This window comes from Enterococcus sp. C74, assembly GCF_040887125.1.
Taxonomy (GTDB): Bacteria; Bacillota; Bacilli; order Lactobacillales; family Enterococcaceae; genus Enterococcus_B; species Enterococcus_B hirae.
Window position 1 is genome coordinate 144,618 of sequence record NZ_JBFOFA010000004.1, and the last position, 11,559, is coordinate 156,176.

8 protein-coding genes and 1 pseudogene are annotated in these 11,559 nt (G+C 35.7%); 6 read left to right on the top strand and 3 right to left on the bottom strand.

The window, feature by feature from the left end:
* Positions 1 to 8: 8 nt before the first annotated feature.
* The 3 genes from parC (at position 9) to pflA (ending at position 5,884) form a co-directional block, all read left to right on the top strand.
* Positions 9 to 2,459 (top strand): DNA topoisomerase IV subunit A, encoded by a 2,451-nt coding sequence (gene parC / locus AB3H93_RS07055; RefSeq protein WP_010719454.1) that lies wholly within the window; start codon positions 9 to 11, stop codon positions 2,457 to 2,459.
* Between the two features lie 274 nt (positions 2,460 to 2,733).
* Complete coding sequence (pflB, locus tag AB3H93_RS07060) at positions 2,734 to 4,965, top strand: formate C-acetyltransferase (protein ID WP_010719453.1); 2,232 nt, start codon at positions 2,734 to 2,736, stop codon at positions 4,963 to 4,965.
* Between the two features lie 151 nt (positions 4,966 to 5,116).
* Complete coding sequence (gene pflA / locus AB3H93_RS07065; RefSeq protein ID WP_010737384.1) at positions 5,117 to 5,884, top strand: pyruvate formate-lyase-activating protein; 768 nt, start codon at positions 5,117 to 5,119, stop codon at positions 5,882 to 5,884.
* Between the two features lie 67 nt (positions 5,885 to 5,951).
* Here pflA and AB3H93_RS07070 read toward each other — a convergent pair.
* Positions 5,952 to 6,148 (bottom strand): annotated as a pseudogene (locus AB3H93_RS07070) (ISL3 family transposase); the annotation flags it as partial.
* Positions 6,149 to 6,381: 233 nt separating this feature from the next.
* Here AB3H93_RS07070 and AB3H93_RS07075 point away from each other — a divergent pair.
* On the top strand, positions 6,382 to 6,840 hold the full coding sequence (locus tag AB3H93_RS07075) for an LMxysn_1693 family intestinal colonization protein (protein WP_368020359.1): 459 nt from the start codon (positions 6,382 to 6,384) through the stop codon (positions 6,838 to 6,840).
* Between the two features lie 7 nt (positions 6,841 to 6,847).
* Entirely contained in the window at positions 6,848 to 7,414 is a 567-nt protein-coding gene (locus AB3H93_RS07080; protein ID WP_081001079.1) for a CPBP family intramembrane glutamic endopeptidase, read from the top strand.
* 228 nt (positions 7,415 to 7,642) lie between these two features.
* Here AB3H93_RS07080 and AB3H93_RS07085 read toward each other — a convergent pair whose 3' ends face one another.
* Positions 7,643 to 7,867 carry a hypothetical protein gene (locus tag AB3H93_RS07085; protein ID WP_063626944.1) on the bottom strand — a complete coding sequence of 75 codons (225 nt, stop codon included), beginning with the start codon at positions 7,865 to 7,867 and terminating at the stop codon, positions 7,643 to 7,645.
* Positions 7,868 to 7,876: 9 nt separating this feature from the next.
* Complete coding sequence (locus AB3H93_RS07090; RefSeq protein WP_010737385.1) at positions 7,877 to 8,644, bottom strand: DeoR/GlpR family DNA-binding transcription regulator; 768 nt, start codon at positions 8,642 to 8,644, stop codon at positions 7,877 to 7,879.
* A gap of 465 nt (positions 8,645 to 9,109) precedes the next feature.
* On the opposite strand from AB3H93_RS07090, the gene AB3H93_RS07095 reads away from it, so the two are divergent.
* Positions 9,110 to 11,344 carry a helix-turn-helix domain-containing protein gene (locus AB3H93_RS07095; protein WP_368020360.1) on the top strand — a complete coding sequence of 745 codons (2,235 nt, stop codon included), beginning with the start codon at positions 9,110 to 9,112 and terminating at the stop codon, positions 11,342 to 11,344.
* Positions 11,345 to 11,559 lie beyond the last annotated feature (215 nt).

Below are 11,559 nucleotides of genomic sequence, written 5' to 3' on the forward strand. Positions count from 1 at the left end.
GTCACCTAATGGAAGAACGTCAAGAAGTCCAAGAACTAACCCTAGAAGAAGTGATGGGTGACCGCTTTGGACGTTACTCAAAATATATTATTCAAGAAAGAGCATTGCCAGACATCCGAGATGGATTGAAACCCGTTCAAAGACGAATTTTATTTGCGATGAATAAAGATGGCAATACTTTTGATAAAGGATTCCGTAAATCTGCCAAATCTGTCGGAAATATCATGGGGAATTATCATCCTCATGGGGACAGTAGTATTTATGAAGCCATGGTTCGGATGAGTCAGGATTGGAAGCTAAGAGAAGTACTTATAGAGATGCACGGAAATAACGGTAGTATGGATGGTGACCCACCAGCTGCTATGCGTTATACAGAAGCACGGCTCTCCCAATTAAGTGGTGAAATGTTGGCAGATATTGAAAAAAATACGGTTGATCTTGTATGGAACTTTGATGATACTGAAAAAGAACCAACTGTGTTGCCAGCGAGATATCCAAACCTATTAGTCAATGGTTCAACGGGAATTTCCGCTGGTTATGCTACGGAGATCCCTACCCATAACTTAGCAGAAGTCATTGATGGTACGATTTACCTCATTGATCATCCCCAAGCGAGTTTAGAGAAACTAATGGATTATATCCCTGGTCCTGATTTTCCTACTGGGGGAATCTTGCAAGGAAAAGCAGAAATCAAAAAAGCTTATGAAACTGGACGTGGAAAAGTCATTCTACGATCAAAGACTAAAATTGAAGCGATTAAAGGGAACAAGCAACAAATCGTGATTTCCGAGATCCCTTATGAAGTAAATAAAGCCACATTAGTGAAGAAAATGGATGAAATCCGTTTAAATAAAAAGATCGATGGCATTGCAGAAGTTAGAGATGAAAGTGACCGCACTGGATTACAGATCGTGGTTGAATTGAAAAAAGATGCTAACGCACAAGGTATCCTCAATTACCTGTTTAAAAATACTGAACTACAAATCAATTACAACTTCAATATGGTAGCTATTGATCACATGACACCGCATCAAGTGGGGTTAAAAGATATTTTAAGTAGTTATATTGATCATCGAAAACAAGTGATCACGAAACGAAGTCAATTTGATTTAGAAAAAGCACAAAAGCGCCAGCATATCGTAGAAGGTTTAATGAAAGCTTTGTCGATCTTGGATGAAGTCATTGCCACGATTCGAGAAAGTAAAGATAAGAAAAACGCGAAGCAAAATTTAGTCGAAGTTTTTCAGTTTACGGAAGAACAAGCTGAAGCAATCGTGACGTTGCAACTATATCGTCTAACAAATACGGATATTACGGAATTACGTAAAGAATCAGAAAGCTTAATAGCACAAATCACTGAATTGAACAAAATTCTATCTAATGATAAAGAATTATTCTCGGTCATGAAGAAAGAACTTCGTGAGGTCAAGAAAAAGTATGCTAATGCACGTTTAACGACAATTGAAGACGAAATCGAAGAAATCAAAATTGATACAAAAGTGTTAGTAGCACAAGAAGATGTGATTGTCAGCGTAACGAAGGAAGGTTATGTGAAACGGACTAGTCTACGTTCATATAGTGCTTCTAAACCAGAGGAAATCGGCATGAGAGAAGGGGACTATCTCTTGTATTCTGGTGAACTAAATACCTTGGATCATGTGTTGTTGATCACCAATAAGGCAAATGTCATTTATCGTCCTGTCCATGAATTGCCAGATTTAAAATGGAAAGATGCTGGAGAACATATTTCACAAACGATTGTCAATCTTTCGGTTGATGAATCGATTCTAGCTGTTTTTCCATACAAAAAAATCGAAGCAGAAAAAACATTGGTCTTCATCAGTAAAAATGGCTGGGTAAAACAAACTCGAATGACTGAATTTGAACCATGGCGTACTTATAAGAGTCGTCCGTTAAGTGGCATGAAACTTAAAAGTGACGATGATGAATTAGTTGCGTCTTACTTGGTAGAAGGTCAAACGGATTTAGATCTCTTTTTAGTCACCTACCAAGGGATGGGGTTACGATATCCATTAGAAGAAGTACCTGTGGTAGGAGCAAAAGCTGCTGGCGTTCGTTCAATCAACCTCAAAGACGAAGATACTGTCGTTAACGGGTTACTCGTTTTGACAGAAGGAGATACGCCAATCATCATCGTCACTCAACGTGGTGCGGTAAAACGGATGCTTGCGCAAGAAATTAGTCAAACCTCTCGAGCAAAACGTGGTGTTACGGTTCTACGTGAACTAAAGAAAAACCCACATCGAGTTATTCATATGTCTGAAGGAAACGCCAAAGAAATAATGATCATCAATCAAAAAGGTCAAGAGCTAATGATTGACCCAACGGATTATCCGATTGGCGATCGAACGTCTAATGGCTCATTTGCAGTTGACGAGAAAAAAGGCGGCGAAGTGATCAAAGTCATTGAGCCACCTGAAGTAGCCATTACCGATTAACTGTTATAGTTTTTTTGAAAGAAGGTAGATCTGTTTTAATACAGAGCTACCTTCTTTTTTCTGATTATAAAAAAATTATAAATATTAATATAAAAAAATATGAAAGTGTTCACAATTGCTAAAGCTTGGTATATTAGCGTTTGTTGATATAAGTGAATAAAAACGCCATCTTTTGTTAAATAAAAAACAAGAAAACCCTTGCAAAGATGCTTGTCTGTGTTATACTAATCACGTAAAAACTGTTACATAAAACAGATAATGGGAGGTCCATACAATGGAGCAATGGAATGGATTTAAAGGAACGAAATGGAAAGAAGGCGTAGATACAAGAGACTTCATCCAAAATAACTACACTGAATACCGTGGAGACGACAGCTTTTTAGAAAAACCAACTGAAGCAACAGAAAAGCTTTGGGCAGAATTACAAAAACTAAATGATATTCAATTTGAACGCAATGGCGTTTATGACATGGACACAGAAATCGTTTCAACGATTACCTCACATGATGCAGGTTATTTAGACAAAGATCTTGAAAAAATCGTTGGTTTACAAACAGATAAACCATTGAAACAAGCATTTATGCCATTTGGTGGTATCAATATGGCTAACAATGCATTAACAAGTAATGGTTACACACCTAATGATGAGTTGACACATATCTTTAGCGATTGGCGTAAAACACATAATCAAGGTGTATTTGATGCCTACACAGCTGAAATGCGTGCAGCACGTAAAAACAAAATCATTACAGGCCTTCCAGATGCTTATGGACGTGGACGAATCATTGGTGACTACCGTCGTATCGCATTGTATGGTATTGACTATTTGATGGAACAAAAGAAAAAAGACCATGATATGACAGGTTTCCATACAATGGATGAAGAAGTCATTCGTCTTCGTGAAGAAATCACAGAACAATATCGTGCTTTAGCACAAATGAAAGAAATGGCTGCAAAATATGGCTATGATATTTCTAAACCAGCTGCTAATGCAAAAGAAGCAGTACAATGGTTATACTTCGGTTATTTAGCAGCAATCAAATCACAAAATGGTGCAGCAATGTCAATCGGACGTATTTCTGCTTTCCTAGATATCTATATCCAACGTGACTTAGATAATGGCGTGATCACCGAACAAGAAGCACAAGAATTGATCGATCACTTAGTCATGAAATTACGTATGGTGAAATTTGCCCGTACACCAGAATACAATCAATTATTCTCAGGATTCCCAATCTGGGCGACTCTTTCAATCGCTGGAATGGGCTTAGATGGACGCTCATTAGTAACTAAGAATGATTTCCGTCTATTGCACACATTGACTAACATGGGTCCTTCTCCTGAACCAAACTTAACAGTTTTATATTCAGAACATTTACCAGAAGGCTTCAGAACTTATGCAAGTAAAATTGCAATCGAAAGCTCATCTATCCAATTTGAAAATGACAATCTTCTTCGTGAACAATGGGGTTCAGATGATTGTGCTATTGCATGTTGTGTATCTGGAACAGTTGTTGGAAAAGACATGCAGTTCTTCGGTGCTCGTGCGAACTTAGCAAAAGCATTATTATACGCAATCAACGGTGGGGTTGATGAAGTAACTGGTGCCCAAGTTGCTCCTGAGTATCGTCCAATCACAGCTGATGTATTAGACTTTGAAGAAGTAAAACACAAATTTATGAATGTGATGGACTGGTTAGCTGAGTTATATGTGAATACATTAAACATCATCCATTATATGCATGATAAATATTCTTATGAAGCAGCTCAACTGGCATTGATGGATTCAGATTTGAAACGTACATTTGCAACAGGGATTGCTGGAATCTCTCATGCAGCGGATAGCTTGTCAGCAATCAAATATGCAGATGTGAAACCAATCCGTAACGAAAAAGGAATTGCCGTTGATTTCGAAGTAACTGGCGACTTCCCTAAATACGGAAATGACGATGATGCAGCAGATGAGTTAGCAGAATGGATCTTAGAATACTTTATGACACAAATCAAACGTCATAAAACATACCGTAACTCCACACCAACAACGTCATTATTAACAATCACATCAAACGTGGTTTATGGTAAAAACACTGGTAACACACCTGATGGACGTGAAGCAGGTAAACCTCTTGCTCCTGGGGCAAACCCAAGTTACAATGCAGAACAAAATGGATTGTTGGCAAGTCTTAACTCAACTGCTAAAATCAATTATGGTTATGCACGTGACGGGATCTCTAATACGCAAACGATCAATCCTTCCGGTCTTGGAAAAGATGAAGAAACACGTATCGGCAACTTGCGTAATGTATTAGATGGTTACTTCTCTAAGGGAGCGTACCATTTGAACGTCAATGTATTTAGTAATGATCTATTACGTGACGCTATGGAAAATCCAATGAAATACCCTAACTTGACGATCCGTGTCTCAGGTTATGCTGTTAAATTCCGTGATCTAACGAGAGAACAACAATTAGACGTATTGATGAGAACATCACACGATAGAATGTAAAGCGGAATAAATAATACGATCTATCATTAAAAAGAACGATTAAAAAAGGTTGAGGGCAAGGCGGAGGTCTTTGCCCTCGTCTTTTCCTAGCAATCGGTTGATTCAAGTGTCTTTTGAAATAAAATGAAATCAAAGAAAAGAAGTGATCCTTATGGAAGAAAAAACAATTGGCTATGTTCATTCGATCGAAACGTTTGGTTCTGTAGATGGACCAGGCGTTAGATTCGTCGTTTTTATGCAAGGTTGTCGCATGCGTTGTGAATTTTGTCATAATCCTGATACGTGGAATATAGGCGGAGGAAAAGAATATACGGCGGATGAACTATTAGACCAAGCAGAGCGCTATCGTTCCTATTGGGGTTCAGAAGGCGGTATCACTGTTAGTGGAGGCGAACCTTTATTACAGATCGATTTTTTGATCGAACTGTTCAAGAAAGCGAAAGAGCGTGGTATGCATACTACGCTAGATACTTGTGGGAAGCCTTTCACGCGTGACGAACCATTCTTTTCTCGTTTTCAAGAATTGATGAAGTATACTGAATTGTTACTGTTTGATATCAAACACATCGACAACGAAGAGCATAAAAAGTTAACACGTTGGGATAATGAAAATATTCTGGAGATGGCGCAATATCTTTCTGAGATCAATAAGCCAGTGTGGATCAGACACGTATTAGTTCCTGAACGCAGTGACTATGATGAATACTTGATTCGGCTAGATGACTTTATCAAGACATTGAACAATGTAGCTAAAGTAGAGATTCTACCTTACCATACGATGGGGAAATATAAGTGGGAAACACTTGGCTTAGATTATCCACTAGAAGGTATTGAACCGCCAACAAAAGAAAGAGTCGAGAATGCCAAACGACTACTTCACACAGAAGACTATCGAGGATATCTCAGCAATAAGAACTGAGTAGCTGTGTAAAATCAAATCTGGGTCAGAATGAATCTCATTCTGTCTCAGATTTTTTTCATTTACTTTAATTAATTGATTTAAATCTGTAAGTTACTCGTTTGGTTGTCTTTTCATGAGGATTCTTCGCTTCTATTTTCCCATTAGAGTACGGATAAATCAGCGCATTGGTGTTCCCATCTTCATAGTACAGAAGGTTTGAAGCTTCACTCGAAAGCTTTCATCTTGCGTTTCTGGAATTTCTTTTAACAATGAACAAAAAAGAAAAAAGAGACATCACGTATGAACAAGCTTTTACAGGATTCTTTGAGGTAAATTAGTTAAAATTACAAATAGTTAACTAATGTATGGGTGGTTTATCCTATTTTTGATTGGTTTTATCGTAAAATTAAATAACGAAATTTATATAGAATAAATATTGACAACTTTAAATTTTTCTATTATTCTAAAAACACAGAAAACGTTTTCTTAATCTATTATTACTGAGAGAGAACACCATGAAAAAGCATTTATTTAAAACAATGTTATTATCAACGTCCATTTTGACTTTAGGTTCTGCCATTATGCCTAGCGTTGGAGTATTAGCTAGTGAGCATAATATTTCTAATATAGCTGCTTATTCTGATGATGACTATTATTACGTATTAGATGAATCTACTATTCAAACGAGAGCTTGGTCAAAACCTCAAAACTGGTCAATCAAGAAAGGAACTCGAACTTATTTAGGTGTAGAAACTCATACGCGTGGTACAAAATTATCCGTTAGTGCTAATATTTTTGGAATGAAAATCGAATTAAATAGAACTACTTCTGCAAGTGGAAAATTTAAAAAATATCGTCAAAATGCAACAATAGCCGTAACCTATAAAGTTTATAGGAAAGTTGATAATCGTTATGTTCGTACAGAAACTGCAACAGCAAACACACAGTATATTGATTATATTCCTATTGGATAGTGATTGAATGGTTAAATGGTTATTTTGTAGTACGTACTTACTCCTAACTTTTATTATTCCTTCGCTTGGTGTACCCTCGAATATTTATTTTTTATTTGAGCATAGTAGTATCTTCTTTTTCATTTTGTCAGTCGTTTTATTTTATTCTACTTTAATCCAAGAATTGAAAAAAATCAGTATAACAAAACTCTTAAGAGTTGTTATTTCTTCATTTCTCATACTATTTATTATTAATTTGATTAATACACCAATTTCAAAAAGTTTAAGCCCGAGTGATTTAAAAAATTCACTCTCTTTCTTCTTTTTTAGCGCAATTACTTATGGCGTAATTTTAGAAGAAATAGTTTTTCGCTTCTGTATGATTAACCTTCAAACTAATAAAAAAAGTCAGTATATAATAATGCTAATTTCTGCTTTTTTATTTGCACTTGTTCATGGATTCGGTTTAGTGATTTTCTTAAGTGGAATTCTTTTAGGATTTGTCTATATAAAAACACAAAACATTTGGTATTCCATAATAACGCATAGTTTATATAATTGTTTTGCTATATTGGTTTATTTATTTTTAACTTAATTATTACAAAAAGTGTTTAGCAAATGCGACTCTTTATCAATAAGAACTGAGTAGCTGTGTAAAATCAAATCTGGGTCAGAATGAATCTCATTCTGTCTCAGATTTTTTGTTTCGCACAAAGCGCACGAAAATGTGACTGAAGAATCCTCCAGTCACATAAATGATAGAGCCAATTAAGCAATGGCCTCAATACTGTATGTTCATTTTTTAGTGATACCAAAACACTTTTTATAGCGGATTGTCTTGTTTGAGGATCTGTGATTTCAGGTCAACCAATAGCTTGATGTAGGTGTGCTGTTTCTTTTGATGAAGCAAATAAGTGCTGTTTGAGTCACCTGCTTTTTGAGAAGAAAAAGGGTGAGTAACAAGGGCGTTTGTTTGGCTGGTTGCAAAAGTTCTATCAACAAGTTGGACAATGAGAAATATTGGATGCTCCAATCGTTTTTTGTCCATTTATATTTCTCATTCAGTGGGATACACCAAGTGAATGTCATTTTTTTCAATGATTCTATGATAAATCTTAGGCGGTTTTTTATTGGTAACAATCGCATCATAATCATAATAATCACCTATCTTGAAAAAATGAGTAGAGTCAAATTTCGTTTCGTCAGCCAATAAAACAATCTCTTGTGCTTTATTCATCATTTCTTTTTTGATTTGTGCTTGATTGAAGTTTGCTTCATAAATCCCTTCATGGTCGAGCCCCCGGCAAGATAAAAAGGCAGCATTGAAACGAAAGGAACTGGTAATGGGATCAAGTGTATTTGAAATAACTGTACTAGCATTAAGTTTGACTTCACCGCCAGTCAAATAAATTTTTAAAGATTCGTTCTGACATTCACTTAACTTTAAAGCTGTACGCAAACCATTGGTAATGATAATTAAGTTAGGTATCTTAACAAGTAGTGGAATAAGGTGTAGAACCGTACTGCTGGAATCTAAAAAAATACACATACCTGGTGCAATAAAATCTCGTGCTAATTCACTGATGATCTTTTTTTCCGGGATATTACTGGCTTCTCTTTGAAGATAAGTATATTCCATGTTTGTCGTTTCGTTCAAGATCGCTCCGCCCCAAGTTCTACGGATCAATTTTCGTTTTTCTAGCTCAAGTAATTCTCTGCGAAGTGTACTTATACTACAGTGAAGGTGAGTACAAAGTTCTTTGGAAGTTGCTTGTTTCTTTTTTACCAAATAGCTTAAAAGATCGCTTGTACGTCTAGTCTCCATTTTTTTCTCCAAGTTTTTCTTTTATTATAGCGCTTTCTTTTTGCGAATAAAATGCTTTTGAATAAAAATGAATGAGTTGAACAAAAATCTTGCTAATTTTTGAACAATGATCAAAATTTTAAGCAAGGATTTCCTTTGTTTGGAAAGCGCTTTATAATCGAGGCATACATACGTTGGAATAAAAGGAAACGATGGAAGAATAACAGATAAAAATTAGATTTGTGATATATGTAAATAAAATGTGGCTGCAAAAAGCTGGGTTGTCAGGATAATGAAAATGGTTCTATGAAGTTGATGGATCAGCTTTTTTAGGTATCTTCATCGGGATCAGCAACCTGTAGATATCTATTCATTGACCAGTGCGGATGGAATTGTGAGGAGTAATTATAGAAATGAAAAGTTGCTATTTGTAACTAAAGCCCTAGATAACACGACAGGATTAGCTAAAGAATCAAGGAGGGACATATGGTACGAGAAATTGCTACTAACGGGAAAAATAAACAGCACAGACAGCTTTCTAAGTCGATTTTATCTTATCTTTTTGTCTTTCTAGTGCCATTTTTTATGGTATCGTTAATTTGGTTTCATACGGCTAAAGAAAGCATTAATCAGCAAGTTGTTTTGACAGCCAAGAACCAGTTACTCCAATTGAAGTACTCATCTGAAAATAAGTTTTTGCAATTGGATAATATCACTCAACACATTCCTTATAACACCAATCTTTCACCTGGAAGGCTTTCCCATAGTTATTATGCTCGTGAAGGACAACTTAGCTTGCAACAATATAAGCTAAGTAATGATTTTGTTGAGGAAATTTATCTTTACTACAAAGAAAACCCAAATACATTGTTTTCATCTGCCGGTAGCTTGACAGTGGACAATTTTTTGCAACGAAAAATCAATAATCATTCGCTTGATAAAAAAGAGCTGCTTTCACATCTTGATAACGATATTCCAACTGGACTAACCCTGAAAAAAGAACCTAATTCCACACAATTTTTTTACATTGTTCCAATTAAAGATGCAGAAATGCATTTTTATGGCGTAGCAATCTATTCAATCAATCTTTCGATTTTGAATAAGCTGTTGAATCTTTCCAATAGTGATGGTATCAGTACCAACTATCTGATTGATGACTCGTATCGTATTCTAGCAGCAGATACCAGTAATAACAAACTAACGGCGCATTTGCATCAGCCGAAGCAAATTCAAATGATCTTGCAACAGGACAATTTTTACTACAACCATCGAAACTATCTTGTCCAGTCTTTGAATAGCAGGGATTTGAATATGTCATTTGTTTCTGTAATGGATCCATCACAAGCTTTGACAAAGATCAATACCATCCACCAAAAGTTTTTAAAACTTTTTTTTGTGATATTTGTGTTTGGTCTAGTGCTTGTAGTGATTATAGGTACTCGTTTTTCACAGCCGATCCGCAACATTGAAAAATTGATTGATCAATATTATCGAAATAAAATCGGTGTAGCTGTTTCCAACGGGAATGTCTATGAAACGTTGGCGCAATTTTTGAACGAACATGAAGAGCTACATAAAGAAATTAAACGACAGACTCCCCATGCGAGAGAACAGGTCCTTAGAAAAATTTTAGGAGGGAAATTTAAGTCTCCAGAAGATTCATTAGTTCTACTGAACTCTGTCCAAGTACATTTTACCGGTACTTGCTATTTTGTCGTCGTAGTTGATTATCCTATCCAGAGCATTGACGACACAGCTAATGAGTTACCGCTGAAAGTAAGTGGAAAGAGCTTTTCGGGATATGGTACAGAGATCCTATCTGCAGGAGTGACCGCCTATATCTTTAGTACCTATGAAAACACTAGTCACAAGAAAGTTGTAATAGAGATGATTCAGCAACTAAAAAAAGCGTGTTACGGTACTTTTAGGATAGGAGTAGGAAATAGTACTGAAAACCTTACGAAGATCAATGCTTCTTATATTGAAGGTTTGGCCGCATTAGACTATTCAACAGTAGAAAATAACTTTGTTTTCTATAATGAAATTCCAAGTGAAGAGTCTTCAACTAGCATTAATTACCCCGATGGAGAAAAACTGAAATTGATTCAAAGTCTGCGTCAAGGAGACTTAACGATTGCTGCGGAAACGATTGAATCGTTGATTGAGCGGGGGATTAAAGAACATTTTTCTTATAGTGGACAAAAAATGTATGGTTTTTATCTATTAAATGCAGTTGCTAAAGTAAGTAGTAATTTGCAAAATAAAACAATTTTGAAAAAAGCAGAAAGAAGTGCCAAGTTTAGTAATTTACTCGAATTGAAGCAACAACTATTAATGCTCGCAAAAATGATCTGTGAGGTTATGCAAGTTAAGCCACAAAATCAAGAGTCTGTGCTGAAAAAAGAATTGTTCGAATATCTTCACAAAAACTATGCTTCTTCCCAATTATCTATGGAAAAGTTGGCAGATGAATTTCAACTTTCAGTTTCATACCTTAGCCGTTTTATCAAAAAAGAAACAGGTACTACTTTTTCAAAATATCTGCAAGAATTGCGGCTAGAAAAAATCAAGCAAGACTTAATAGAAACTGATTTACCAATAAAAACGATTATTCAAAAGAATGGTTATTATGATGTTTCAAACTATACGAGAAAATTCAGGACGAACGTTGGTGTGACTCCAGGTCAATACCGAACAATGAATAGAGAAGGAACTTTATAAGCAATAAATAGGAGTAAACTAAGGGGGGATATCGAACTGGAGCAGGACGAAGAAGTCATTTTATTTCCAGTTTTGAGCTTCTAACTAAAAAAAACAAAAGCAAATAATTGTAAAAGACTGAAATAACTACCCAAATTGTTGCTTTTTCAGCATACAACTTGGGTAGTTATTCAAATGTTTTACGATATTTCTCAATAAAAGTATGTTTTTACAAG

Bases quoted from the DNA above. Each gene is read 5' to 3' on its own strand.
- parC (WP_010719454.1), top strand. From the start codon at position 9: ATGGAAGAACGTCAAGAAGTCCAAGAACTAACCCTAGAAGAAGTGATG.
- pflB (WP_010719453.1), top strand. From the start codon at position 2,734: ATGGAGCAATGGAATGGATTTAAAGGAACGAAATGGAAAGAAGGCGTA.
- pflA (WP_010737384.1), top strand. From the start codon at position 5,117: ATGGAAGAAAAAACAATTGGCTATGTTCATTCGATCGAAACGTTTGGT.
- AB3H93_RS07075 (WP_368020359.1), top strand. From the start codon at position 6,382: ATGAAAAAGCATTTATTTAAAACAATGTTATTATCAACGTCCATTTTG.
- AB3H93_RS07080 (WP_081001079.1), top strand. From the start codon at position 6,848: ATGGTTAAATGGTTATTTTGTAGTACGTACTTACTCCTAACTTTTATT.
- AB3H93_RS07085 (WP_063626944.1), bottom strand. From the start codon at position 7,867: ATGGACAAAAAACGATTGGAGCATCCAATATTTCTCATTGTCCAACTT.
- AB3H93_RS07090 (WP_010737385.1), bottom strand. From the start codon at position 8,644: ATGGAGACTAGACGTACAAGCGATCTTTTAAGCTATTTGGTAAAAAAG.
- AB3H93_RS07095 (WP_368020360.1), top strand. From the start codon at position 9,110: ATGGTACGAGAAATTGCTACTAACGGGAAAAATAAACAGCACAGACAG.